This window comes from Halorubrum sp. F4, assembly GCF_027257195.1.
Lineage (GTDB): Archaea > Halobacteriota > Halobacteria > Halobacteriales > Haloferacaceae > Halorubrum.
In genome coordinates this window covers 146-24,346 of record NZ_JAPDFS010000010.1, presented here as the reverse complement: position 1 = coordinate 24,346, position 24,201 = coordinate 146, and the positions used below count along the sequence as shown (strand labels likewise).

Annotated in this window: 36 protein-coding genes; 22 read left to right on the top strand and 14 right to left on the bottom strand. The window is 61.6% G+C overall.

The genetic code is table 11. From position 1 onward, the window contains the following. Window positions 1-5: 5 nt before the first annotated feature. The 7 genes from OKW78_RS14805 to OKW78_RS14775 form a co-directional block, all read right to left on the bottom strand. On the bottom strand, window positions 6-284 hold the full coding sequence (locus tag OKW78_RS14805) for a hypothetical protein (RefSeq protein WP_281195836.1): 279 nt from the start codon (window positions 282-284) through the stop codon (window positions 6-8). Next, entirely contained in the window at window positions 281-754 is a 474-nt protein-coding gene (locus tag OKW78_RS14800; protein WP_281195835.1) for a hypothetical protein, read from the bottom strand. The genes OKW78_RS14805 and OKW78_RS14800 overlap by 4 nt, the downstream gene beginning before the upstream one ends. Then, window positions 751-1,215: a hypothetical protein gene (locus OKW78_RS14795; protein ID WP_281195834.1), complete on the bottom strand. Its 465-nt coding sequence runs from the start codon at window positions 1,213-1,215 to the stop codon at window positions 751-753. Before OKW78_RS14795 ends, OKW78_RS14800 begins: the two co-directional genes overlap by 4 nt. A gap of 45 nt (window positions 1,216-1,260) precedes the next feature. Then, window positions 1,261-1,746 carry a hypothetical protein gene (locus OKW78_RS14790; RefSeq protein WP_281195833.1) on the bottom strand — a complete coding sequence of 162 codons (486 nt, stop codon included), beginning with the start codon at window positions 1,744-1,746 and terminating at the stop codon, window positions 1,261-1,263. Continuing rightward, window positions 1,746-3,191, bottom strand: a complete 1,446-nt coding sequence (locus OKW78_RS14785; protein WP_281195832.1) for a hypothetical protein — start codon at window positions 3,189-3,191, stop codon at window positions 1,746-1,748. Before OKW78_RS14785 ends, OKW78_RS14790 begins: the two co-directional genes overlap by 1 nt. A 405-nt stretch (window positions 3,192-3,596) precedes the next feature. Next, window positions 3,597-3,776: a hypothetical protein gene (locus OKW78_RS14780; RefSeq protein ID WP_281195831.1), complete on the bottom strand. Its 180-nt coding sequence runs from the start codon at window positions 3,774-3,776 to the stop codon at window positions 3,597-3,599. Window positions 3,777-3,929: 153 nt separating this feature from the next. After that, window positions 3,930-4,490: a redoxin domain-containing protein gene (locus tag OKW78_RS14775; protein WP_281195830.1), complete on the bottom strand. Its 561-nt coding sequence runs from the start codon at window positions 4,488-4,490 to the stop codon at window positions 3,930-3,932. 149 nt (window positions 4,491-4,639) lie between these two features. On the opposite strand from OKW78_RS14775, the gene OKW78_RS14770 reads away from it, so the two are divergent. Together OKW78_RS14770 and OKW78_RS14765 are read left to right on the top strand one after the other, a co-directional pair. Next, window positions 4,640-5,467, top strand: coding sequence for an IS5 family transposase (locus OKW78_RS14770; RefSeq protein WP_281195829.1), 828 nt, complete (start codon window positions 4,640-4,642; stop codon window positions 5,465-5,467). 136 nt (window positions 5,468-5,603) lie between these two features. Beyond that, a complete protein-coding gene (locus OKW78_RS14765; protein WP_281195828.1) occupies window positions 5,604-6,659 on the top strand; it encodes a HAMP domain-containing sensor histidine kinase in 1,056 nt (351 codons plus the stop codon). On the opposite strand, the gene OKW78_RS14760 is transcribed toward OKW78_RS14765, so the two are convergent. Together OKW78_RS14760 and OKW78_RS14755 are read right to left on the bottom strand one after the other, a co-directional pair. Then, entirely contained in the window at window positions 6,649-6,999 is a 351-nt protein-coding gene (locus OKW78_RS14760; RefSeq protein WP_281195827.1) for a hypothetical protein, read from the bottom strand. The genes OKW78_RS14765 and OKW78_RS14760 overlap by 11 nt on opposite strands. Before the next feature lie 545 nt (window positions 7,000-7,544). Then, window positions 7,545-8,213: a recombinase family protein gene (locus tag OKW78_RS14755; protein ID WP_281195826.1), complete on the bottom strand. Its 669-nt coding sequence runs from the start codon at window positions 8,211-8,213 to the stop codon at window positions 7,545-7,547. A gap of 151 nt (window positions 8,214-8,364) precedes the next feature. On the opposite strand from OKW78_RS14755, the gene OKW78_RS14750 reads away from it, so the two are divergent. From OKW78_RS14750 to OKW78_RS14735, 4 genes are all read left to right on the top strand, one after another. Next, window positions 8,365-8,844: a hypothetical protein gene (locus OKW78_RS14750; protein WP_281195825.1), complete on the top strand. Its 480-nt coding sequence runs from the start codon at window positions 8,365-8,367 to the stop codon at window positions 8,842-8,844. 523 nt (window positions 8,845-9,367) lie between these two features. Then, complete coding sequence (locus tag OKW78_RS14745) at window positions 9,368-9,508, top strand: hypothetical protein (RefSeq protein WP_281195824.1); 141 nt, start codon at window positions 9,368-9,370, stop codon at window positions 9,506-9,508. A gap of 146 nt (window positions 9,509-9,654) precedes the next feature. Continuing rightward, window positions 9,655-10,686: a Cdc6/Cdc18 family protein gene (locus OKW78_RS14740; protein WP_281195823.1), complete on the top strand. Its 1,032-nt coding sequence runs from the start codon at window positions 9,655-9,657 to the stop codon at window positions 10,684-10,686. A gap of 89 nt (window positions 10,687-10,775) precedes the next feature. Further along, window positions 10,776-11,102 carry a hypothetical protein gene (locus tag OKW78_RS14735; protein ID WP_281195822.1) on the top strand — a complete coding sequence of 109 codons (327 nt, stop codon included), beginning with the start codon at window positions 10,776-10,778 and terminating at the stop codon, window positions 11,100-11,102. Window positions 11,103-11,110: 8 nt separating this feature from the next. On the opposite strand, the gene OKW78_RS14730 is transcribed toward OKW78_RS14735, so the two are convergent. Next, on the bottom strand, window positions 11,111-11,437 hold the full coding sequence (locus tag OKW78_RS14730; protein WP_281195821.1) for a hypothetical protein: 327 nt from the start codon (window positions 11,435-11,437) through the stop codon (window positions 11,111-11,113). 209 nt (window positions 11,438-11,646) lie between these two features. Between OKW78_RS14730 and OKW78_RS14725 the strand changes: the two genes are divergently transcribed. From OKW78_RS14725 to OKW78_RS14715, 3 genes are read left to right on the top strand one after another with little or no spacing between them, the layout of a single operon-like run. Beyond that, entirely contained in the window at window positions 11,647-11,910 is a 264-nt protein-coding gene (locus OKW78_RS14725) for a hypothetical protein (RefSeq protein WP_281195820.1), read from the top strand. Then, on the top strand, window positions 11,900-12,250 hold the full coding sequence (locus tag OKW78_RS14720) for a PadR family transcriptional regulator (RefSeq protein ID WP_281195819.1): 351 nt from the start codon (window positions 11,900-11,902) through the stop codon (window positions 12,248-12,250). Before OKW78_RS14725 ends, OKW78_RS14720 begins: the two co-directional genes overlap by 11 nt. Then, the gene (locus OKW78_RS14715) at window positions 12,250-12,663 is read left to right on the top strand and encodes a hypothetical protein (protein WP_281195818.1); all 414 of its coding nucleotides are present in this window, start codon (window positions 12,250-12,252) and stop codon (window positions 12,661-12,663) included. Before OKW78_RS14720 ends, OKW78_RS14715 begins: the two co-directional genes overlap by 1 nt. Before the next feature lie 99 nt (window positions 12,664-12,762). Here the strand turns inward: OKW78_RS14715 and OKW78_RS14710 are convergent, their stop codons facing one another. Next, window positions 12,763-12,969 (bottom strand): hypothetical protein, encoded by a 207-nt coding sequence (locus tag OKW78_RS14710; protein ID WP_281195817.1) that lies wholly within the window; start codon window positions 12,967-12,969, stop codon window positions 12,763-12,765. A 51-nt stretch (window positions 12,970-13,020) separates the two neighbouring features. Between OKW78_RS14710 and OKW78_RS14705 the strand changes: the two genes are divergently transcribed. The 13 genes from OKW78_RS14705 to OKW78_RS14650 all read left to right on the top strand — a co-directional run bounded on the left by OKW78_RS14705 (window position 13,021) and on the right by OKW78_RS14650 (window position 20,854). Beyond that, window positions 13,021-13,614, top strand: coding sequence for a J domain-containing protein (locus tag OKW78_RS14705; protein ID WP_281195816.1), 594 nt, complete (start codon window positions 13,021-13,023; stop codon window positions 13,612-13,614). After that, window positions 13,607-13,960, top strand: a complete 354-nt coding sequence (locus tag OKW78_RS14700; RefSeq protein WP_281195815.1) for a hypothetical protein — start codon at window positions 13,607-13,609, stop codon at window positions 13,958-13,960. Before OKW78_RS14705 ends, OKW78_RS14700 begins: the two co-directional genes overlap by 8 nt. Continuing rightward, the gene (locus tag OKW78_RS14695) at window positions 13,957-14,265 is read left to right on the top strand and encodes a hypothetical protein (RefSeq protein ID WP_281195814.1); all 309 of its coding nucleotides are present in this window, start codon (window positions 13,957-13,959) and stop codon (window positions 14,263-14,265) included. The genes OKW78_RS14700 and OKW78_RS14695 overlap by 4 nt, the downstream gene beginning before the upstream one ends. Further along, window positions 14,262-15,407 carry a site-specific integrase gene (locus OKW78_RS14690; RefSeq protein ID WP_281195813.1) on the top strand — a complete coding sequence of 382 codons (1,146 nt, stop codon included), beginning with the start codon at window positions 14,262-14,264 and terminating at the stop codon, window positions 15,405-15,407. The genes OKW78_RS14695 and OKW78_RS14690 overlap by 4 nt, the downstream gene beginning before the upstream one ends. A gap of 145 nt (window positions 15,408-15,552) precedes the next feature. Continuing rightward, the gene (locus OKW78_RS17010) at window positions 15,553-15,822 is read left to right on the top strand and encodes a hypothetical protein (RefSeq protein WP_369335041.1); all 270 of its coding nucleotides are present in this window, start codon (window positions 15,553-15,555) and stop codon (window positions 15,820-15,822) included. Next, a complete protein-coding gene (locus OKW78_RS14685; RefSeq protein ID WP_281195811.1) occupies window positions 15,812-16,378 on the top strand; it encodes a hypothetical protein in 567 nt (188 codons plus the stop codon). Before OKW78_RS17010 ends, OKW78_RS14685 begins: the two co-directional genes overlap by 11 nt. Further along, complete coding sequence (locus OKW78_RS14680; RefSeq protein WP_281195810.1) at window positions 16,365-16,595, top strand: hypothetical protein; 231 nt, start codon at window positions 16,365-16,367, stop codon at window positions 16,593-16,595. Before OKW78_RS14685 ends, OKW78_RS14680 begins: the two co-directional genes overlap by 14 nt. Further along, window positions 16,592-16,954, top strand: coding sequence for a hypothetical protein (locus OKW78_RS14675; protein WP_281195809.1), 363 nt, complete (start codon window positions 16,592-16,594; stop codon window positions 16,952-16,954). Before OKW78_RS14680 ends, OKW78_RS14675 begins: the two co-directional genes overlap by 4 nt. After that, window positions 16,944-17,963 (top strand): hypothetical protein, encoded by a 1,020-nt coding sequence (locus OKW78_RS14670; RefSeq protein WP_281195808.1) that lies wholly within the window; start codon window positions 16,944-16,946, stop codon window positions 17,961-17,963. The genes OKW78_RS14675 and OKW78_RS14670 overlap by 11 nt, the downstream gene beginning before the upstream one ends. Further along, window positions 17,953-18,252 carry a hypothetical protein gene (locus tag OKW78_RS14665; RefSeq protein ID WP_281195807.1) on the top strand — a complete coding sequence of 100 codons (300 nt, stop codon included), beginning with the start codon at window positions 17,953-17,955 and terminating at the stop codon, window positions 18,250-18,252. The genes OKW78_RS14670 and OKW78_RS14665 overlap by 11 nt, the downstream gene beginning before the upstream one ends. A 144-nt stretch (window positions 18,253-18,396) precedes the next feature. Beyond that, on the top strand, window positions 18,397-18,873 hold the full coding sequence (locus OKW78_RS14660; protein WP_281195806.1) for a hypothetical protein: 477 nt from the start codon (window positions 18,397-18,399) through the stop codon (window positions 18,871-18,873). After that, window positions 18,873-19,247, top strand: coding sequence for a hypothetical protein (locus tag OKW78_RS14655; RefSeq protein WP_281195805.1), 375 nt, complete (start codon window positions 18,873-18,875; stop codon window positions 19,245-19,247). The genes OKW78_RS14660 and OKW78_RS14655 overlap by 1 nt, the downstream gene beginning before the upstream one ends. Continuing rightward, entirely contained in the window at window positions 19,247-20,854 is a 1,608-nt protein-coding gene (locus tag OKW78_RS14650; protein WP_281195804.1) for a hypothetical protein, read from the top strand. Before OKW78_RS14655 ends, OKW78_RS14650 begins: the two co-directional genes overlap by 1 nt. A 285-nt stretch (window positions 20,855-21,139) precedes the next feature. Here the strand turns inward: OKW78_RS14650 and OKW78_RS14645 are convergent, their stop codons facing one another. The 3 genes from OKW78_RS14645 to OKW78_RS14635 all read right to left on the bottom strand — a co-directional run. Next, the gene (locus OKW78_RS14645; protein ID WP_281195803.1) at window positions 21,140-21,325 is read right to left on the bottom strand and encodes a hypothetical protein; all 186 of its coding nucleotides are present in this window, start codon (window positions 21,323-21,325) and stop codon (window positions 21,140-21,142) included. A gap of 562 nt (window positions 21,326-21,887) precedes the next feature. Further along, entirely contained in the window at window positions 21,888-22,223 is a 336-nt protein-coding gene (locus tag OKW78_RS14640; protein WP_281195802.1) for a hypothetical protein, read from the bottom strand. Next, the coding region (locus OKW78_RS14635; RefSeq protein WP_281195801.1) for a hypothetical protein at window positions 22,210-24,201 on the bottom strand (1,992 nt) is incomplete at its 5' end. The genes OKW78_RS14640 and OKW78_RS14635, both read right to left, overlap by 14 nt.

Sequence of the window (24,201 nt, the reverse complement as noted above, 5' to 3'; positions counted from 1 at the left end):
GTGTGTCATAGTTCTCGATCGATGTTGCTCCAGATCTGCTGACCGAGGTACGCCAGGAAGACCACGCCAGCGGCGACCACCGCCCACTCCCCCGTCGACGACGGCGGAAGGACCTGTGGAAGCGTCAGCGCGGACAGCGAGATCACCGAGAACAGCTGCGGCCCCGACGCGATGAGCGCATCCGTCAGCGCGAACACGATCTCGGGGTTCAGCAGTGCGACGATCCCGCTCAGTCCCGCCGTGAGCTTGGTCAGCGGATCCTTCGCGAGTTCTTTCACGTTCATTCTGTCAGCCCTCCAAGCTGGAGGAGATCAGCGACGACGTACACGATGCGCCGCACGATGGCCAGGACGACGAGGATCTCCACCACGACGATCGCCGTCACGACGATCGGCGAGAACGGACCGGCCGCGTCGGCCGCCAGGAAGAGCTCACCGTTGAGCGTCCGAATCGCCGAGAGGATCGACCGCCCGAGCGAGCCGCCCGCCGTCCCGATCGTCGCCGCGATGGCGACCGGGAGGTCCGCGATCCCGAGCGTCTCGCCGGGTGCGTCGAACACGAACGGCTGTGACCCTCCGAAGATCAGCAGGAGCGCGTCGATGAACCGAGAGACGACGCTGAACGCCGATTCGAGGAGCGTCGTCAGCACCGCGCCGACGATCAGCCGCCGCGGGTTCTGGATGAATTCCCGGATGATCGACGGCGGCCTGAGGTCGCCCCAACCCGAGATCCCTTCCTGGATATCGTCGCTCACGTCAGCTCACCTCGAACACGGTCGAAGCCGCGACCGATCACGTAGAACGACGCGACGATGACCGCCATCGCGACGGGGTAGGCAAACACGCCGAACTCGTCAAGCGAGAACGACCACGCCCCACGGATCGCGGCGATACCCGTCCCGAAGACGACATCGACGAGTCCCGGCGCTTCGGAGATCTCCCAGCCGGTCGATCCGAATTCGACCTCCTGAGAACCGACCGTGAGGAACTCGCGAACGCCGTCGACGAGACCGGTGTACGCCGCGGTCAGCCCGCCGACCACCGTGTTCACGCCGAGCGCGACGGTGAAGACGAACGAGCCGATGATCGCTCTCGCGACGTTTCCGGCGTTGATCCCCGACGCGAGGTCGAAGTCCACGCCGGAGATCGAACTCGTTTCGGTGAGGAACGACTCCTCCTGGTCGTCCGTCAGTACGCTGTCGTCGCCGTCAGCCATCGCTCACCTCGCCCGAGGCCGGGATAGATCGCGATGGCCGGATCATCAGTTCTCGTCCTCCTCTCCGTCCTCAGTCACGCCGACGTCGATCGGGCCGATCGCCGGCAAGTCAGGGAATCCGGGGATAGCGATGGTGTCGCTGGTCTCCGGTTGCTCGAGGAACTGGATCATGATCCAGAAGCCGCCGAGTAGCACGGCGACGCCCGCGAGGAACGCGAACGGGCCGAACTGCGACGCGATCGACGTCGCCGACGCTTCCGCGCTCGTCGAGATGATCCCCAGCGGCTCGATCACCGTGGCGGACACGAACTCGCCGACGCCCTCGGCCGTCGAGTCGAGCGGCGCGACCACCAGTCCAAAGACGCTCTGGATCAGGTTGATCCCACCCGTCGCTATCGAGACGATCGTCCCGAATATCGCGCCCTGGAGGAGTGCTCCGAGCGTTCCGCCCCCGTTGAGGTATCCGATCGTTCCCGTCAGCACGGAGTTCGGCGACGGATCGTCTCCGGAGGGAAGCTCATCGGTCGACATTACGAGCCTCCGAAGACCCGGATGCCGACGAGGCCTGTGATGGCCGAAACGATCATGCCGGGGAGCGAGAGGAACCAACCGAGGATCCCACCGCCACCCGAGGACATGACCGCTGCGCCGCCACTGTTCGCGGCGTCCTGAATGGCCGAGACCTCACCGTTCGTGAGGACCACGTCGTAGCTCACGACGTAGCTCGTGTCCGTCGAGACGGTCGTGTCGAGCGAGACTTCCTCGCTGCCGTCGTAGTTCGAGACAACCGACGTCCACGATTCGATCTCGGAGAACTCCGTGTCGTCGGTGCCCTCCGCGATCTGTGCGTTCTTGTACCGCTCGCTCGGGAGCGTCGGCTCGTCACGGAGCTCCGGCGAGGCGTAACTCAGGTCGAACGCGGTCGGGAGTTCGAGTCGGTACGAGATCTCACCGAGCTGGTCCCACTGCGGGTAGTCGCCCGAGTCGCTGAACGCCGCGGAGACGTCCTCGTCGTCCTGGAGGTCAGACGCCTGGAAGACCGCATCGACGGTCACGCCGTAGACGCTCGCGTCGGACATCACGTCGTCGAGCGTGTCCATGCCAGTCACCGAGTACGCGCCGCGCGGCTCGGTGATCGTCACCGTCTCGAGCTCGTCATCGTCGTCGGTGTCCTCGAGCTTCTCACCGAAGGTGAGCTCACGGGTCCGCTCGGCGTCGAGCACGGAGACGTCCGCGTCGATCTCGCCGGTGATCGTGACTTCCTCGGTCGAGCCGAAGGTGCCGTCACCCGAGCCCTGAACGGTCAGATCGCCGACCTGGTGCTGGAGCACCTTGCCCTCGCCCGTGCTGTTCGCGAGGACGTTATCGTCGCCCCCGGTCGCGGTGGAGTCGTAGAGGGTGACCTCGACGTAGTCGCCGTCGCCGTCGGTCAGCTGGAGCGTCGGCGTTCCAGCGGCCGAGTCGATGTCCGCCGCGATCGTGACGTAGGACTTCTCACCGTCGTCGACGGTGAAATTCGAGTACGTCGCCGAGTCGCTCGAAGCGGTCCCGACGTAGTTGAGCGCGTCGACGCCCGGCGCGGTAGTCGTCGAGCCGACCGTCGCGCCCGAGGTGGTCCACTCGGAGTCGTCGAGTGCCGACGCCGAGTTCTCTTCCTCGTCGGACTTCCGCGGGAACTCGTTACGGTCCGCGAAGTCGATGTCCGTCGCGGTCAGCGTGACCGGGTTGTCGTTGCTCTCGTTGACGCTTGCCGGGAGATCGGCCTGGTCGCTGGCGTCGTCGTAGTACTCGAGCGCGGAGTCCATGTCCGCGCCGTTCCATTCGTCGATCGTGACGTCGGTCGCGATCTCGGGGTTGGGTGTCTTCGCGTCGTCACCCCAGCCGATGCCGCCGGCCGCCGCGACCGGCATCGCGATCATCGACGTGAGGACCGTCAGCGCCAGCAGCGCCGCGAGCCCCGTCTTCTTGATGTTCATGCGCTACCTCCGTAGCCGCCGCTGCTCGCTGTCTGTGTCATGTGTCTTCGAAATCGCCCGTCTCCGGTGGGCAAACCGTGTTTCTCCGCCAGATCCGTATCGAGCGGGTAGCGTTCTCGGAATCGCTGGAGATATTCGTGGAAGCGATCGCTGACGGCCAAGCCGCGAGGCTCGTCGGTCACGAATCAGGCCCCTCGAAAACAGCACTCCAGTCCCTCCACCGCCGCTCCTCCGCGCCGTCATCGTCGTCGGCGACGCCGCTCACAGCCGGCGCACACCTCCGACCGGTCTTACACCGAGCATGGTGCGGCTGGATTCGGTTGTCAGCCGCGTGAAAAGGCCCGTATTTAATGGGTGTAACCCCGATAATGGGGATAATCCCGAAGTCGAACCGCCATCACCGCGTCAGTCGCGTACCGGTGACACTCCGACCCGATTCTCCTCGTCGTCGACGCTCAGGTAGAGATGTCCCTCAACGACGTCGCTGCCGTCTTTGAGACCGATCTCTTCGAGGTGATCCGGCGGGATGACGACGCCGTACGAACCGTTCCCGAGGTCGCGTAATTTGCGGATTTCACTCCCCATACGCCGGCGGTTTCGTCTACCCGTGATAAAAATTCGGGATTATCGGGATTAGACCCATTATCACGTGTATGAAGGTGTCATAGAACTCTTGCCGCGGTGTTTATTTCTCGATCTTGAAACTGAATTAGTCGTGAGAACTTGCTTGCGTATCGATTAATTTCGGTGGGACGAGAAATCAGATACGCCTTTCTCGTAGTCGATCTCGACATCGGGAACACCATCTTCTCCGAGAACATTTGTACAGAGGCGTTCGATGGCCTCCTGAATGGGGGAGAAATTCGGGATCTCGTAGGGATTCTCGGTTGTCCATTTGTATTCGATTTCCTGATTCCGGTTAATGACGAACACAGAGCGTTGTGGAATGTTCTTGTGATTTTCTAGTTCATCGTGGCACACACCGTATTCTTTGGCGATATCGGCGTGAGAATCGCTTAGAAGCGGGATGGTGAGATCGTATTCGTCGGCGAACTGGTCATGGGCATACACGCTCTCTTTCGAGATCCCCCACACCTCAACGTTCTCGGTGAACTGGTACCATTGAGCGTCGCTGAGCCCGCACAATTCACCTGTACAGACAGGACTGAAGTCGAACGGATACATGAAGAGGAAGACTGCTTTTCCGTTGTCCACCGCGTCACTCAATCGATATTGTGTGATTTCGTGCTCGAACGGGTCGATCCCGGGAACCTCGAAATCGGGTGCAGTGGTATTCATTCGCATAGAATTAATTTGTCGGCAAGTATAAATCCACCTACAACTGGACAACTATCAACTTCTGATGACTTGGCTCTGGTGAATCGATGTAAGGCGGCGGGATAGGCCGTCAAATCAAAGGAAGTGAAGCGGGAAATCGGCGATGCTTGATGTCGAAGATCTCCCGCTTCACGAGCAAGGCGGTCACGTTAGCTAAAAATGCTGTTGGTGGCCGAGGCGAAGCCGCCGCCCCCGAAGGGGGTGGGGGCTTCGCCGACTACGCCGTCGTTTCGCTCCACTGTCTCCGGATTTACCTAGAGAAATCCTACCGCGACGCTCTCGATCTCCTGAGCGAAATGCCACAAATAGTGGCCGAGATCGGCCTCGAAGCAGGCGATCTTCCGCATCACTCGACGCTAGTCAAGGCGTTTGATAGGTTCGAGATGGAGATCTGGCGAGTGCTGCTGCGCCTCTCGGCGCAGCTGCACGACACCGCCGATCACGCCGCAATAGACGCGACGTTCTTCGACCGTGAAACCGCCAGCAAGCACTACTGTCGTCGGACGAACTATCGCGTTCAAACGCTGAAAACGACCGCTCTCGTCGATACAAAAACGCAAGCTGTGCTCGATGTTCACTGTACGACCGAGAAACGCCACGACACACAGATCGGCTGGCAACTCGCCCTCCGCAACGCGGGCGAGATTGCCAGCCTCGCCGCCGACAAGGGGTACGATTGGCAGCGATTACGCGAGAAATTGCGCGAAGAAGACGTGAGACCGCTGATCAAGCACCGTGAGTTCCGGCCCGTCGATTGCGCGCATAACGCGCGAATCGACGAGTCTCTATACGGCCAGAGAGCGCTGTCTGAGACCGTCTTCTCAACGATCAAGCGAACGCTCGGCCACGCGGTGCGTGCCCGAGCGTGGTACCGCGAATTTCGTGAGATCGTTCTGATGTGTACGGTCTACAACATCAAGCGAGCCGTGAAACCGTGAAATCAAACGCCTTCTGGCGATTCACCAGAGCCGATGACTTCTACAAAGCCAAATCTGTCTAAATCATGCTGTACCTACGTATTTCAGCTTCTCACTACCCGTTTATTTTTTATATCTGAATGATAGATTCTGAATCATGTCTGCTGTTGGTCGTCGTACTGGGGGTAGTATCTTTCTGATTTTATTTTTTGGTGCTATAGCTATTTCAGCTTATATTCTCACAAGTGAGTGGCCATTCACTCTTCCAGACATTATCGGATTTATTCACCCACTTATAGTTGCCAGCCTTCTTGTGTGGTATCTACAACGTTATTACCACCATCCTGATGCCGACACATTAGTTCTCACTGGTGCGACTGGAAGCGTCTTTGGACTTCTGCTATTCCTAGTCTCAGTTCGCGCCATTATCTGGGGACAACAGACCCAAGGAGGAGTAATAGTCAAAGAGTTCCTCCTCACTCTCCAAATGGGATATGGTGGCGTTATCGTGGGATTGTTTCTAGGCCATATTTACGGACGGATGCGTGTTGATCACCGGCAACTACATCAACAGAACCGGAAATTAGAAACGCAGAACGATCACCTCGATCAGTTTGCTTCGATCGTATCGCACGACCTGCGAAATCCCCTAAACGTCGCGGAAGGCCGAGTGGAACTCGCTCGTGATGAATGTGACAGCGAGCATCTCGACTATGCTGAAGAGGCACTCGGTCGGATGGAAGAGTTGATCGGTGACCTTCTCCGGCTCGCAAAGACCGGAGATCACATCCATGAGACAGCTCCGATCGATCTCGAAACTACTATCGAAAATTGCTGGCTGAACGTCGAGACCGCCGACGCAACGCTTGTGACAGAAACCGAACGGAAAATCTTGGCTGATCAGAGTCAGGTGAGTCAACTGTTCGAGAATCTCTTCCGAAATGCCGTCGAACACGGCGGGAGAGATGTAACCATTACCGTGGGCGAACTGGATGATGGATTCTACGTCGAAGACGACGGTCCGGGAATTTCTGATGAGCATCGAGATAGACTGTTCGAGGCCGGATATTCAGCTTCGAGAGATGGAACCGGGTTTGGACTTTCGATCGTGAAGCGGGTAGCAGAATCTCACGGATGGACAATCCGCGTGACAGATGCGTCCGAGGGTGGGGCCCGATTCGAGATTATGGACGCTGAGTTTGTTACGAAATAGATCGGCCATCATCTTCAGTTATTCCGGTTATAACGAACTTCGGATCCGCATCAATAATCGTTGGAACATTCTCATCTCGTATCTGCCGTACTCTTCGTGATCCCTTATATACAGGTACTTGTTCCACCTCCTCCGGATTATTGCTGATTTCATGCGATATCCAGAACCGTTCGTCACTTTCCATGGAATGTACCACGCCGGCGATTACACCATTGTCAACCAGAATCTGCTCAACCGACAGTTCTTCAGTAGATCCATCAGCCCGGTGTATCGTTCTCTTCTCACCCTCAGCGCTCGCTAAGTCCAATATCCAGCTCATTGATCTAATCGAGTATCTCACTGGCCGCTGCGACGAAGGTAGTATTTGATCGATGTGCGTTGTTGAGCTCGGAAAGTATGGTGTGATATTTCATACCACTCTATCGTATAGGTATATATTAAAGCCACAACTAGTAATATTCTCGGGTGTTACATTCTTTTTATCAATCTTCTCTCTAATGAGAAAATACGAGAGATATCCCAACGGTGACCTTGCCGGAAGGCTGTGAATTAGACCCCTTTGTTTTGTCTTCATCGGAGGTTCTCGATCAGTAATCTGAGCCACTCGTTTCACGTCTTCCAGAAGTTCCTCATCGCTGTACTGTTTTTTATTAGCCATTAATTGATGATCCGGACGGCTGTTACCCCGTTAATTGTTGGGCCGTGAGTCCTGTTTCACGCTTGTACACGAACATGATATTCCAAGTAACAATTAAAAGCGAGACGGCGTAGTTTGTGTATGATACTGACCGCGTTTTCGGCCTTCTACGAAATCGAGTTCATACTCGGCCTGGGTGCTGCGGTTGGCGCGATTATCCTCTTCCAGTACATTCTGAGAAACCACATCTAGGTCTCCTCAGACCTATCCAAGTACAGTTCTTTCCGCTCCAGCAGATTCGGGATCGTTCTTCGTGGAACTCCGGAGTGACGTGAAGCCTTCCGGTGGGACCAGCCCTCCTCCTCGACCGCGACGATCGCGTCGATGGCGTTGCTGAACTCGTCGGTCGGCTGGAGGTAGCCGTCGTCGTCGGTCGTGAAACCGTACGGCGGGCGCGTGGTCCACTTCCCGGCGTCCTCTGCGGCTCGGAGCCCCTCGACGACGCGTTGGCGGATCATGTCGGCCTCGAGCTCGGCTGCCATCCCGAGCGTGTTCAGAAGGATCTTGTCGCGCATGTCGAGGTCGTCTCCGGGTGGGATCTCTAGGTCGTCGTTGCGGACGTAGAGTCCGCAGTTGTGATCCTCCACGATCTCGCCGATGGTCCGGTGGAGATCGCGCATGTTCCGGGAAATTCGCGTGATCGACCGGACCACGATCGCGTCGACGTCATCGTGCTCGACGAGCTCCATCAGCTCGCGGTAGCCTTCGCGGTCGGTGTCGGTCCCGGTCGACTTGTCCGCGAGGACGTGGTCGACGTTGAGGCCGAGATCGTGCGCGTAGTCGAGGAGGTTGTCACGCTGCGTGTCGAGCTCCTGGTCACGGGTCGAGACCCTCGCGTAGACGGCTGCGTTTGCCATGCTGTCGCCCGCATGTCTACCTGTAATAAAACTAGGGGGCTACTCGCCAGTTGGGCGAGAAGGAAGTGCTTCTCGCCATACTTCCATGGATCTAGCTCCGGCTCTTTTTCAATCTGCTAATGATTAAGTGTCATCCAAATCTACAAACAATATGAGTCTACCTCCAATCCCCGCGGAATATGTTATCACAGCGTCGTTTGTCGGGACAATGTTCATAGCGTACCAATCTCGACTGAATGGACTTGAAAGAGAGCGTGATCGCGATCTTTTTTTGAATGAGAAGTTGGCAGAGAGAACGCATCTCGGCGATATTTGGGGGATAACAATCGACTCAGTTCGATTCAGGGAGAAAGACGGATTTCTCTATCGGAAGTGGAAGTTTTTGACTGGTAGAATTTCTGGTGAGACAACTGTTGTAGTCCGGTATCAAAACACCACTATTCCCGGTGATTTCTGGGATACACCAGCTCTTCAGCACTTCTTAGATGAGTTCAAAGTTGAGGTGGATCACTTACAGACAGATGACCACCTTGACCCTACAGTTGCGCGTTTTAAGATGGAAACAACGGATCCAGATACGATAGACGATTTCTTTGGTACGCTCATCACAATGGAGCAAAATCTTCGGTAGTTAGTGAACATCCAGAACACTCGGATTTCGGTTTATGTACCCTCGCGCGAGTCGTCGATGATGTGATACGAGACGGCACCATTTTCGACGAGCTCGACTTCCCCGCCTATATCGAGCAAACCCACCAATAGAGAGCTGCCTCAGGACCCTGTGGTGGGCAAAAGAAGACCTGAACGATTAGAAGCCCCAGTAGTGTGAGGATAGCTCCGATTACTATCGTTCCTGCTGCTGGATTCATACGGCCACATTCATTCCAGTTGTTCATAAACGATGGTAGACAGAAACACCTCCAAAGATCTCAAACAGTCTTTGAACTCAGTGGGTGGAGTTCTCGGCATGATCGTGGCGGCCGCGGGGGCGATCTCGTCCGACTCTCCACTGGTTCCCGGACACAGACTCGAGATCTCAAGATCGCGCTCCGATTGGGTGGCTTTTTAGGGTATCCCGCGCAACAAATAGGTGCGGAAGGCCGGTATACCACCCGTAGGCAGGGTTCTGACGGCCTTTCGCGGAAGCCACACCGATGAGTGACGACTCCGACGAGTCGGAGGAGGACTCCGACACCGATGACGGAGAATCAGACCATCTCGATTGGTTGCGAGATATCAAGTTGGTGCTTGAAGTGATGAAGATGGCCGCGTCGCTGGTCGAGATGTTGAGGTAGTGGGATACACCACTTTGCCGGTATCCCACCCGTAGGCGTCCTGTACTGGGTTCGGTATCCTATTAAAATCCGCGGACTCGACCATCCGGAACCATCCGGAACACTCGGGGTTCGGTTTATGTACCCTCGCGCGAGTCGTCGATGACGTGATACGAGACGGCACCGTTTTCGACGAAGACCACCTTCCACGCGAGATCGTCGGCCGCAATCAGCACATGAACGAGGTGACCGACGCCCTCGCGCCGATCGAGGACGGCTTCCGCGCCGAGAACTGCTTCCTCTTCGGACCCTCCGGTGCCGGGAAGACCACCGTCGCCCGCGCCGCGGTCCGCGAACTCCGCCAGGAAGTCCTCGACGTCCCGCACGCGTACGTGAACTGCTGGCAGGACTACACCAGAAACGCGGTGCTCGAGGTCCTCGCCCGCGATTTGGTCGGCGCGGCCGTCCCTCGCTCGTCATCGACGTCCGACCTCGCCGACCGTATCGGCCGCAACTTCGACGGGCCGGGCGTCGTCATCCTCGACGAGGTCGATCAGCTCCGTGAGACCGATCTCCTCTACGACCTCCACGAGTTCCGCGGCCTCTCGTGGATCGGCATCGCGAACGACGAGATCGACCTCCTCGCCGACCTCGACCAGCGTGTTCGGTCGCGCATCTCAGTTGGATACCGCGTCCGGTTCGATGCCTACGGCGACGACACGATCGCGGACATCCTCGAGCGACGAGCGCGGGCCGGGCTCGGCTCCGGCGTCGTAAGCGACGACGTTTTCGAGCGCATCGCGCGGCTCACCGACGGCGACGCCCGGAAGGGGATCAACGTCCTCCGGGTCGCCGCGCGGAAGGCCACCCAGGAGGGCCTCGCCGGCGTCCCGGTCCGGCTCGTCGACGAGGCAGTCCCCGCCGCCGAGCGGGAGATGGCGCGGAAGACCTACTCGAAGTTGAACAGCCACCAGCGCGTCATCTACGAAGTCCTTCGCGACGATGGCCCGCTCATCCAGCGCGAGCTGTACGAGCGGTACCAGGAGCGTCACGACGAGCCAGTGAGCATCCGGTACCTCCGAGACGCCCACCTCTCGAAGCTCGAACACTACGACCTCGTCACGACCGAGAGCCGCTCCGGGAAGAAGCTGTACGACCTTGCCGTCGACCATCCGGAACACCATCCGGAACCACGCTAACTCGGTTCCGTCCCCGAATTCTCCACCATCCGGAACCATCCGGAACACCCTGTGGGAGTCTCAAGTAGGAGTTCGGCGCAGCCTCGGGTATGGCCTCGAAGCAACCGGCCCACGGCAGTTCCGCACAGACTACCGAGTTCGACATCGACCTCGTCGCGGAGGGGATCCGCGATCACTCCGGGCCCCACCACGCGGTCGCGGTCGTGACCGTCGACGCGAACTTCACGCTCCGCGTCGAGATCTCCGCCGGGAACCAGTACGACTGGCAGCTCGACGCACGGATCGTCAACGGCTCCCTCGAGGTCCGCGACGCCTTCTGCGAAGGTGACCACGTCCACGAAGACGACGTTCCGGAGTGGATCAAGCGCGTCCTCGACGTCGTCGGCAAGAAACTGCTCGGAGACGTGGGTGCGTGATGGACCGGTTACTCGTCGGGCGCATCCTCAATCAGCGCCTCGAAGTCCTCAACCTCCCCGTACTCCTCGCGGTGTTCGAGCACGGCGAGACCTTTGTCCGTAATCTCGTAGAGTCCGGAGTTTTCGTTCGGACCGACCCGACGGACTACCTCATAATCTGCGAGAATGCTCAGTCTCTCGTTGACGTACGGACGGGCGGAGTCAAGCTCCATGTGGAGATTCGCTCCGACATTTCTACCCTCTTTCAGTTCGGCAAGAAGCGAAAAATCCAGAGGGCGGAGAAGCATTACCATACCGGTTTCACCGTTGTTAACTTCATACTGTGTGGTTGGCACCAAATCCTTTCTAATAACAGGTTGTTAATGGCACCTTATTGTATCTACCTTACTACCAGTAAGTTTTTAGTGGTGGCTTTATCTACATGTTGCTACGGAAGCACTCTCGCGGACTCGTCGCTCGTCGATGGGTCCCTTCGCAAAACGAATGCGGACTCCGAGTGGGGGCTCGGGTCCGCGTGGGCTTCCGTGATCCAGGCACGAAAGCCATGTCAACGAACCCGTCCGGGGTCCTTCAAACTCCCGGCACGACGGTCGGCGGAATCGTTCTCAACGGCGACAGCGACGCCTGTCCCGGCTGCGGCCGTGCGCTCTCAGCGCACGGCTTCGCGACCTCGGGACCCGGCGGTCGGACGACGCTGTCACCCTGCGGGCTGGACGTCTCCGGCGTCCCGCTCGAGACGCTGCTCGACGCGATCGGGCAGTCTCGCGACGAGAGTGCTACCATGACGGAGCAGACCCATGAGTTCTGACGCTACCACGACCACGACGACCGAGACGCACAACCCGCACCACACCGACCTCTCGAGGTTCGAGATCGACCTCCTCACCGTGACGGCGCGGCTCGAGGCGACGCTCGGCGACGTGAAGGGTCTCGCGATCAAAGAGCGCCTGGAGGAGATCCACGGCGAGCGGATCAACCACGGGCGGCTGTACCCGAACCTCGACGGCCTCGCGGAGAAGGGCCTCATCGAGAAGCGGCCGCAGGCGATCGACGACCGGACGAACGCCTACCGCGTCACACAGGCTGGTTTCCGCCTGCTCGACCAGCGTCGTGACCACCTCTCCGCGGCCGTCGACGGGGGTGCGTGATGTCGGAGAACGCACACGCCGGGACGGTCGCACACCAGCTGGCGGTCGACGCGGCGGAGGACGGCAAGGCGCGCGTCGTCGAGGCGTCAGTTCAGATCCACCGCGACGACACGGGGCTGTTCTGCTGGATCGGCGAGAAGTCTATCGACGAGGACCTCGCGGAGGAGATCGCCGTCGAGCACATCGAGACGATCGAGCGCACGCTGTTCGATCGCTTCCCGAATGTTCTGCTCGACAACGCGTTCGAGAATCTGACTCCCGAATCGCGTCGGATGGACGAGGACGCACCTCGCGTCGCTACCGTGGAGTACTACCCGGACGTGGAGCGGATCGGCGGCGTCGCGCTCTCGATGGATCAGCGCGCGCAGTGGGCGATGATCCCGCGGTCCGACGAGGGAGGTGAGTCGGCGTGACGGAACTCGACGAGGCCGCTTTCGAGCGTCTCCGTGTCGTTTCCGAGGCGGTGGACCGCGCACTCGACGAGGATGATCTGGAGGGGAACCGATGACGGGTCAGTCCTGTCCCAGCAGATCTCGGATCCGGTCTTCGCCCCACGGGATCATTGCGACCTCGCCACCTTCGACTGTCCCGAAGCGCACCTTCTCGCCGACTTCGATCCCGGAGTGTTCGACGGCTTCGGGCGGAATGGTGACGACGACCGATTTGCCGTCTTCGCGTACCTTCCGCGTGTCGTGGAGTTCCATCTCGTCGTCGGTCATGCCGCGTACTCCGGCGCGAGTCGGTAAAAAGCTCCGTGAGCGGGGTGCGTCATGAGCCGGCTCGATTGGCCCGCCGGGTTCGAGCGGACGCCGGCCGCCGACCGCGAGCGAAACCGGAGCTTCGAGGCCACGCTCGGACAGACGACGCAGGACCTCGCGACGGAGATGGACCGGATGGACGTCGACCACTGGCGCGGCGAGATCGGCAACCAGCACACGAAGTCGAACGGGCTGCCACTCCACAACGCGAGCCCGGACGATCCGGGGTTCGTGCTCCGGTGGACGGACGGTGACGAGGAGTTCGCGGTGGCGTGCGACGCGTCGCCGCGGCTCCGCGACAACGTCCGGTACGTGCTGAAGTGGGTTCACGAGACCCGGATGCGGGGGAATCGACCGGTGAAGACGGGCGACACGGAGTTCGCGGCAGCGCGTCTCCCGCCGGGCGACGAGGACGCCGACGTGATCGTCGCCGGGAGCGATCGGAAGGAGCCCCACGAAGTACTCCAGATCCAGCCTGGCGCTCCCGACGACGTCGTGAAGGCCGCCGCTCGAGCGCGGCAGGCACAGACCCATCCGGACCAGGGCGGGAGTCGCGAGGAGTTTCAGCGCGTCAACGACGCGAAGGAGGTGATGCTCGATGAGTGACGTCGCCGCGAACCGAGCACGGAAGGAGGAGCTCCACGAGCGCTGTCGCTTCCTCCGCGGTTGCGTCCCTGGAGACGAGCTCCACCTGGAGTGTAGCGACGAGCGTACCCGGTCAGTCACCGTCGACGGCCGCCTCGAGGTCAGCAACGGCATGGTCGTCTTGAACGTGGTCGGCCACGGGACGATCTATCAGTTGAACGTCCCGCACGACGGCTACGAGGAACCGCTCGCCCCGCTGATCTGGAGGAGCGGCGACGCGCTCGTGACCGGCGTCGAACTCGTCGAAGAGAGCAACGAGATCTGGTGCGACACGACCGCGGAAGACCTCGGGGTGTCGGAACGATGACCCGCCCCGACGCCGAGCGCTACGTCGTCGACGCCGACCGCGTGGGACAGGGGGTAACGTACGGCCCCGCGGTCGGCGCTGACGGCTACGTCCTCACGACGATCACCGACGCCGGCCGCGTCGAGATAGTCTTCCCGGAGTTCGCGATGTACACGCTCTGGACGGAGGTTCGCGGCACGCCGTCACCCGACTCATTCGAGGACGACGAACACGATCGCCGCGTCCGGCAGCTGGTCCAGCTCGGAAACGACGCCGGCGAGGAGCGCCTCGAGGAGGCGATCGCCGTCTTGCGGGGTGAGCGGTGAGGGACGACGGTTACGAGCCTCCGGGGGGCGGTGACGAGCTGCTCCCGATGGATCCGCGGGAGGCACTCGACCTCTGGCTCGAACGCCAGCGGATGGACAAGGCCGAGAGCACGGTCGACAGCTACGGATACCGCGTCGAGCCGTTCATCGAGTTCCTCGAGGAGGAGGGCGTCGAGAACCTGAACGACCTCAACGGTCGACACGTGCTCCGATTCGACTCGATGCGTCGCGCGAGCGGCGATATCCAGAAGAACACGCTGAACAATCAACTCGGGACGATACGGCAGTTCCTCGAGTTCGCGATCAAGGCGGACGCGGTGAGCCCGGAGGTCGCCGGTCAGGTCGACATCCCGCACGTCTCTAAAGACGAGCGGATCAACCGGGAGAAGCTCCCGACGCAGCGCGCGATGGACATCCTCGAATTCCTCGATCGATTCGAGTACGCGAGCCGCGACCACGTCCTCGCGTTTCTCATGTGGGAGACGGGTGCTCGCGCCGGGTCGATCCGTGCGCTCGACCTGGAGGACGTCTACCTCACCGAGGAGGATCTCGACCGGCTGCGGTATCAGGAGGATCTCGACGTCGACGGTTCGCTTCTGGAGGAGATCCTCGAGGGTATCGAGCTCCCGTTCCTCTACTTCCGCCACCGTCCGGAAACGGACACGCCGATGAAGAAGAAGGGCAGCGGCGAGCGCCCGGTCAACATTTCGGAGGATCTCGGCGACGTCCTCCGTGCATACATTCGGTTCCGGCGTGTCGAGGTGGAAGACGAACACGGTCGGAAGCCGCTGCTGACCTCGAAGAAGGCGAGCGGCCGGATCAGCGTCTCTGGGATCCGGATTCGCGCCTACGAGTTGACGCAGCCGTGTCAGGTCGGGAAGGAGTGTCCTCACGATCGTGACCCGGACGACTGCGAGGCGCGCGTCCACGGTCAGCAGTCCCGATGTCCTTCGGTCCGGTCACCGCACAAGTGGCGGACGGGCTCGGTCACGTGGCATCGTGATCGTGGGTGGCCGCCTGAGGAGATCGCGGTGAAGATGGCGACCTCGGTGGAGCTCGTGAACAGCGTCTACGACCAACCGGAGAAGCTGAAGCGGATGTCGATCCGTCGGCAGAACCTCGGAAAACTGTACGAATCATGAACCTTTACGACAGCGCCGAATCGGATGAATCGCAACTCGAAACAAGTCTCTGTGCTCAGCGGTCCCATCACACGTTTTACAGGCCGTCATTATCGAGAGCCTTAGCACCGCCTACCGCCCGTAAACGGCGTTCGGGGGGTGCGCCATGAACCGCCAGATCGGCGGTTCCGACGACCGCGGTACCTGCCGGCACTGTAACCGCCACGTATCAGATCGCTTTCAGTCAGTCTTCGGCGATCAGGACGACGTCGCACACCGGTGTCTCGGATGCGACTGCTTCCGCAGGATCAGCCGCGGGAGCGCCGCCGGCGTCGATGTCGATCTCGTCGATCCATCCGACCAACCGAACCGCAATCGCGGGGCGAGGGTCGGAGCAACGATCCGTACCGACGGAGGTGAGTTCGATGGCAACTGACGAGCGCTCCGGCGGCCAGCAGCGCATCGTCTCGAACCTCCGGCCCGATGTCGGTCCCGTCGACAAACACGCACTCTGTGAGACCGGCCACTGCGACCGCAAGCAGCGCTACCGCGTTCCCTGGCCGCAGTTCGGCAGCGACGTGGCGCTCTGCGACTTCCACCTCGCCCGGTACCGCCACATCAACCCGGAGATCTGGGGACGCATCCGGGCACTCGACGACGTCGAGGATCCCGACCGCTACGCCGTGATCGGCAACCGCTTCCTCACGCTCGACGAGGTGCCGGAGGAGATCGCCGTCGACGGCGAGAAGATGCGCCGTGTCGCGCTCTGCGTTGACGGTTGGGCACTCTTCGACAGCGCCGAACCCGATGACGACGGCACCGTCCGGTTCGTGACCGTCAACCGCGGTCTCGAACCACGGGAGTCCATCGAGATCCACCGCTCGAGCGGCGGCGAGTTCGTCGACTGGTTCCGTCAGCACGAGGGGATCCACGAACTCGATCCCGAGGCTCGTCGCGCGCTCCACGGAGGTGAGACAGATGTCGAAGCCTGAATCGACGCCGGAGACGGCGGCGACGGAGCAGCCAGCAGTGCTCAACGTGGACGTCGTCGGCGACCGGATGCTCGGAAGCGTCGAGCAGGGCGATGTCTCGGTGGTCGTGGAAGCGCCGGCAGGGATCTCCGCAGACGAGCTCGAGGCGACACTCGACGAGGTGCCGGAGAAGATCGAGCGGACGGCGGAGCTGTTCGGCGGGGGTGAGGAACTGTGAGCGATGGAGCCGACGGAGAAGCTGCTCGCGTACAGCGAGCAGAGTTCTACGACCGGTACCACATCCCGTTCGATCACGACGCTGCGATCAAAGTCCGGCGCTCAGGGCTGCTTCGTGGGAGTTCAGGCACCGGACACGCGCGGGATACAGTCGTCCATCTTCATGTTAAAGAGCCGTTCTCCGCCGGGCGACTATCGCGCGGAGCAGATTCCTACCTCTGTGAGAAGGGGTCGACCGTCGACTTTCAGGGCCGCGAGGAGCGGCATAAGAACGACGACGGTGAGACGGTCATCCCGGCAGTGACGTGCGAGACGTGTCTCGACCGGATGGAACGCTGGGAGGTGAACGATGGCCAGTGAGTCGGCCAAAGGGGAGTGGAACCCTGGTAGGAAGTATCAGACCATCCTCTCGCAGATACAGGATGTGCTGTCTTCGGGCGAGAAACGGACCGTCCGAGACGTCTACTACGCGCTCGAATCTCGCGGTCACAAGTGGGAGTACCGCTACGTGAAGCGGGCGGTCAAGAAGGGCCGGCGTGCCGGCTACATCGACCCCGCACAGATCGTTGACGCCTCACGGACAGCGGAGAACGTCGCGGCGACCGGCTGGCGTGATCCTGAGCACTTCGTCGACGATCGTGTCGACGAGGTGTGGAACGACTACTGGGAGGACTTCTGGCGCGAGCAGGAGTCGTACGTCGAGGTCTGGCTCGAGAAGCAGAGCCTCGCCTCCGTCTTCGCGCCGATCTGCGAGGAGTTCAACGTCCGGCTGGAGGCGACTCGTGGCGACTGGTCAGACTCGAAGGTATACCAAGCGAGCAACCGACTTGCCGACAAGATCACCGATGGAAAGGACGTTCGAATCCTCTACTTCGGCGACTACAACCCGTCCGGGTTCCACGCCCCCGTCAGCATCCTCGATGCGATGGGGTACTACGGCATCGACCTCGGTCGGGAGTTCCCCAGTTCAGACGATCCCCGGTACTACGACGCCGAACACGCAGCTCCGTTCTGGTTTGAAGGCAGTGACGGCACTTTTGCGCTCGAGCGGAAGGCACTGAACACCGAGCACATCGAGCGGTTCGAACTCCCGGAGAATCCGGTACCCTCGTCCTCGGACAAGGACGCCACGATCAAGCGGTCGTTCCGTCGATACGTCTCCGATGGACGCGACACCAACGTCGAACTGAACGCGCTGAAAGAGTTCGAGCGAGACTTCCTCGAAGAGATCGTTCGCGGTGCGATCGAGGAACACGTCGATCTAGAGAAGAAGCACGAGGTTGAGGAACAGATCCGCGAGCACCGAGAGCAGCTCGCCGAGTGTATCGACATCGACCGGGACGCACTGGAGGGTTCCGATGCCGAGTGATCGATCTGGAGACGGTATCGATCGATTCCCGTCATCGTTCGATGAGGTCGTTGGAGACGGCATTCGACAGGATCTCGAATTCCTGAAAAGTGATTGGTCGCGACGGACAACCTACGGTCGATTCCGACTGCTCCCGATCCTCGTCGTCTATCCGGTCGCTTCTTTGGCGATGATTGGGTGCGGGATCGTCCTTTTCGTGCTGTTCCGGCTGTTCGTCGCTCTCGATGCCCTCAGTCAGCGACTGAAGGACGCTCGCGATCGGATAGAGCCGGAGGTCTACGATGAGTGAGCAGTCCACAGAGGCTGTTCCTCACGCGCCGATCGCTCGCGAGCACCTGCTCGGTGCGACCATCTGGGCCTACGGCGGCGGTGCGGCTCGTGTCCGCCCTTGGACCAGCTCACACGACGTCCGGATGCTCGGGAGGTTGAAACGATGAGCGGCGAGACGCTCGCTGCCGCGAAACGTGCCGGACACAACGCCGAGCATCACGTCCTCGAGGCCGTTGACGCGCTCGAAGCCGCCGCCGGCGAGCAGCACTGGGACGCCGTCGCCGAGACTGCCGTCTTCCCGAGCGATGAGCTCCCCTTCGCCGGCACGTGCGTCGTCGAGGCCGGCCTCCCCGTCGAGATCAAGAGCACGATGGTCGTCCAGACCACCGTTCAGCGTCGCGGTCGGTTTAAGCTCCGCGAACAGCAGCACGATGCGCTCGTCGAAGAGTGCGGCGTCTACTGCTTCGTCGTCTGCGAGCCCCGGCCCGCTCGGAAGCCGCTCGCGATGAAGATCGTCCCGGCCCGCAGCGTCGGCGACCTCGTCGACGATCACACCAGCTGGCGCGACGAACGAGACGGTCGCGGTCCGAAGACACAGATCGTCTGGTCGCGGATCTTCGATCCCGCGGAGGTGGAGTGATGGCGCGCGACGAGATCGTGCTCCGCCGGCCGATCGTGCGTTACGTCGGTGACGACCGTGTCCCGGCAAATCCCGTCACGAAGGACATCGTCGACGGCAGCGTCGGGACGCCGCAGATCCCCCGCCGTCGGATCGCCGGCCAGCACATCGACCGTGTGCGCTCGGAACTCGTCCCCGTACGTGGATATCGCTCTGGGCGCTACGTCCTCGCGATCTCGCCGGAACACGCCTCCGTCGATGTGTTCGACCCGAGTGAACGGGCACCGGGAGAACCCACGCTTGAGGTTACCGAGTCGTGGGTCCCGCTCGTCGCCGTCTTCACGGCTGACGAGAAAGGTGCCGTGGTCGTTCCCCGGAAGGAGGTCGACCTCTGATGCGGGAGCACATCCGCCCGCACGTCCACGAAGCGAAGTCCTACCTCCACTTCAGCGAGTATGGCCTCTCGCCGTATTGGACGCTTCGGAACCTCGTGATCCACGAACTCGATGGCGACGGTGAAGTCACGACCGAGATCGGCGGAGTGCCGTACCACATCACTATCGGCTACTCCGACAGCGGGATCGCTCCACGGCCGTCCGATTCGATCGAGCGCGACGTTCTCCGCGACTGGGAGCTCCACGTTGAGGGTCCCGGCGAGTCGAAGGTACACTACCAGATCCGCGCCCGCTACGACGACATGCGCGGCCCCGACGGCGAGGTGAAGTCGATCCCCTGGCCCGGCGGTGAGGGTCTCGACGTCCTCGCACAGTCGAGCAACGTTCCACTCGACGACGTCCCGATCCTCCTCCGACAGGCTCTCGACGAGCTCGCGACTGAGGCCGGGACGAGCATCAACGCGAACTACCTTCGCCAGCCGCGTCCCTCGAGCAGCATCACGACCGTTGAGTACTACGTTCGGTTCTACCGGCAGTACCAGCAGAAGCTCGTCCGGAGTGACGGCGCGTTCTATCGCCTGATGTTCCTGCTGGCCGACGAAGAGGGCACTGAGTGGGTCTACTCCGCGGACAACTCCGAGATCGTCGGTTACCGTCACGCGCTCGATCTCGATCCCGCGTCGATGTCGAAGCTCGGCCCTGACCTCTCTCGGGGGATGCGCCTCAAAACGTACCATCCGAAGCGTGTCCGATCTGATGAAAGCGGTGACGACCCGCTCGCTTCTCCGAAGTACGGCGTCGCATTCCATCGCTCGATCGACGGCGAGTCGGTTCCGTGGTCCGAGCGCGACGGCCTCCGTCACGAGATCGAGGACGTCCTCATCAACACGCTCGAGTGGGCCGACATTCCGACCGAGCCGGATCAGACGACCTACCGCGGCGACGATCACTTCCAGGTCGAAGCCAGCGAGGTCGACGTCGGCCGGCGCGCCGATCCCACGCCGGAGATCGAAGCCGACCAGGAGAACGTGCTGCTCCGCATCCTCGACGATCTCACTCCGTCGGCGAAGGAGGCCGCGAAGGTGCTCGCAACCGACGGCGGCGGTGGGAAGCACTATCAGGAGCTCGCCGACGAGACCGACAGCTCCGTCTCGACGATCTACCGCGTCCTCGACCAGCTGGGTGACGCGGTCAAGTCCGACGCCGGCATGGTGAAGTTCACGTCGGAGAAGATCCGCCAGGAGATCATCGGCATGGTCGAGCGGCTCGACGGGCTGAAGGAGTCGACCGCCGACCGTGTCGCCGAGCTCGCGAACATCGACCTTCGGTCACGTGCGGACAGCGCGCTCGAGAAGTGGATGGCGACGTACGGTGCCGATCTCGTGAACGTCGACGGCGACGATGCGACACTCCGGTTCGACACACTCCTCTCGGAGGTGAGGTCGCTCGCCGAGCCGCGTCTCCAGGACGTCCTCGAGGAGGGCGTCGAGGCCTGGACGTCCACCGGCCGCGACCGCCTCGACTTCCTCGAGTTCCGCGTCGAGGCTCAGATCCGCGACAACAGCGACAAGAAGGGCTGCTTCGTGGGGTCGATCATCGGCTGGTAGCGCGGTGACTCGTGAGTGGCAACACTACTCCGAGGTTCGTTCTTTTATAAGTAACACCGATTAACCCCCGTTTCGCGTGGAGTCCGGCCTTCGTTTGTTCCGCGACGTGAGCGGTGTAACTCCGATCGGCGGTCGCGATCGTTCCTGCCGACCGGGAATATCCCCTTGGGTGTGTCCCTAAAAGGGACATCAAGAAAAAAGACCCCCGCACCGCGCGCAAAAATCGAGCCTCCACTCGAAACGCGGTGTCTCGATCTGACTCTGAGAAATCGGAATTCGTGCGAGCTACTCGTCTTCGGGGTTGACCTCTTCCACCGCCGAGTACCACGGAGGTGCGAACAACGTGTCACCAGCGTCGATCTCGCTGACCGACTCATCGGTGTGATCCGCGATGAACTCGGAGAGATCCGACGCCGAATCCGAAGGTTCTGACTCCGAATCCGCATCGTTTCGCTGGCGACGCTCTGGCATACCATCACCTAGAACGTCAGAACTCATTAAGGCTACTGCTGACCCCTTATGGATATCTTGGCGGATCTACCGGCTCCTTGACTCCCAAGTGAACAGCACCGAGCCACTCCGCATTTTCTTCAAGGTACTCACTACAGTAGCGCAGCAATCTTCCGCGAGAAGTCGGCAACCCAGCGTGTACCGGCCAGAGTTTGATATCCTTCTCGTTTCGACGATAGACATCGATGTGGACCCCTTCAGAATACACGTCGTGACCACCCGGCGAGATTGGATCGTGGTCGAACTGTGCGATCGTTTCGTACTCATCGTCATCACGTGGTTTCTGTAACTGCGCTACGAATCGCGTCACCTCACCCTGCGCAGTGTCGAAACGAGAGACACGCCGAAAGCCCGTCCCAGCGATCCGCTTAGGATGGACGTTCTCGTAACTACTCTCCGGCACAAATCCACATCACGCGAGTGGTACAAAAGGGTTCAGTTGGTGAGTTTAATCCCACACCACACCAAACCCTCACAGCGCCGCAGCACGCCTCGAGAAAGAGCCGCCAGTTCGCGGGTGGTGTTACGCGGCCGCGAACTCCTCGAGCCGCCCGAGCGTCTGTCGCACGAGCCACTCGCCGACTAGGTCGTAGAACGCCCGGCCCGCAGTGAGCACGTCGCCGACGATCTCCGAGACCGGCGGCTCCCAGTAGCCCAGCGCGACGAGCGCCAGCAGCGAGACGATCACGGCCATCACGACCGTCGCCGTCGACGACACCGCGCCGACCGCCGCCGCCGACACCGCGCGGTATCGACGGAACCGCAGCAGCACGACTCCTGCGAGGATCGCGATCACCACCGACTCCCGGAAGTGGTCCGCGAGCAGGCCCGTCACGAGAACCGCGTCAGTTCCCGTCATCATCGGCCTCCTCCGCGTCGATCTCGAGGCGCGTCACGTTGTCCGGCGTCGACGCTTCGGCACGCCACGCCGACAGCGCTCTCCAGCCGAGCAGGAGCCCGCCGACCACGATGATCACGCCCGCCTCCTCGGCGATCGTTGTGAACGTCTCCGGCGCGAGCTGCTGGAGCCCGAGCACGGCGACCACCGCGGTCGACCCGATCCAGATCCGGAAGTCGAACGAGTCGAACTGCTGGAGTACGAGGAACATCCCGACCGGGACGCTCCCGAGCGAGATGATCAGCCGCTCGGTCGGCGTGAACGCCCCCGACGTGAGCAACCACACGCCCCCGCCGAGCGTCAGCGCCGCCAGCACGATCTCGTTGTCGAACACCCGCTCGATCAGGCTACCGGCCCGTGTGGCGACGCCCGTCGTCGCGTCCGCGACCGCGTCGCTCCGCGTCCCCTCGTCGAACAGCCGCGTGCGCCGCGAGAGCACGCCCAGCGCGACGAGCCCCCCGAGACCGAAGAGGAACACGTTCGGGCCCGGCAGCATCCCCGTGAGCCCGCTGAACGGCGACGACGTCGTGACCATCGGCCCGACGCTCCCGACCGGCCCCGAGCCGCCAGTACCGCCGCCCGAATCGCCGACCGTTCCGTCGTCCTCGCGGAACTGGATGACGCGCGTCTGCTCGCTGTCCTCTGCCGACAGCGTGAGCGGGCCCGACGCCATTCCCTGGTCGACCACGAGCTCGTCCGTCTCGTCCCACAGAACGTACGGCTGTCCGTCCGTGGCGTTCAGGTGCGTCACGTCGTAGTCGTCGCCGGCGCGATCACCCGGACCGATCCGGTAGGCCGGCTCCTGGTGGTTCAGTCGATCCTCGGGGACGTCCACGTCGATCGCCCCGGTGCCCACGTCGAACGCGAGGGGAAGCGTCCGGATGTTCGTCTCGCCGTTGTCCGGCGCGTTCGGGATCCGCATCTCGTTGACGCCCCGATCCGAGAATCGCGTCGATTCCTCGCTGCTCCAGGACGTGTTCGCGAGGTAGTGGAGCTGACCGCCCTGCTCAGTCTCGCCGACACGCAGGTAGACGTCCCCGCTCGGGTCCGAAAGGCGAACCCGCGAGTCGAGGTCCTCGCCCTGGTCGGTCGGCTCGAGCACGGTCATGTCGGCCCCGTCGACCTGGACCTTCGACCCGTTCGCCGAGACGGTCGTGGTCCATCCGCTCTCGACGTCGCCGAGGTCGACGACGACCGAGCCGTTCTGAAGCTCGTACTCGGGCGTCGGTCGCGGGCTCGGAGTAGTCCCGCTCTCGTCACGGTACTCGACGCCCACGTCCCGCACCGCGATCACGTTCTCGGACGCCCACGGGATCGTCAGCGTCGCGTTACTCGTGTTCTCCGTCCACGTCTTCGAGACCGAGTAGCGCTCGGAGAACGCCTCGGCCGAGTACTCTACCGTCCGGCTCTCGCGGATGTCGTGTGAGAGGCTGACGCCGACTTTGGGGATCGGCGAGCCCGGCTCCAGCGAGCTGTCGTCGAGCGTGATGTCGACCGTGTTCGTTCCCTCCTGGATCCACGCGGAGTCACCGTCGAGTGTCGCCGTCTCGCCTTCGGTGAGGACGCCGCTGTGAGACATCCCGTTGCCGTTGAGCGAGACGGTCGGATCGATCGTCTCGGTCACTTCCGTCCACGAGGTTTCGACGTCGACCTCTCCGCTCGTCGACGCGTCGATGGACTGCGAACCGGTCGAGAGGTTCACCGACTTCGTCGTGGTTTCGCCGTTGCCGAGCACGCCGGAGTGAGAGACGGTTTGTCCACCGACCGAGACGCTCGGGTCTTCGGTCGCTGTGACGGCCGTCCACGACGCGGACACGTCCGCGGTCGAGCCGCCGTTCGTCGAGAGGCTCACCGAGTTGCTCCCGGGAGCGAGATCTCCGCCCGAGAGCGTCGTCGTCTCTCCTTGCGTGAGTACCCCGGAGTGTGAGACGGTCTCACC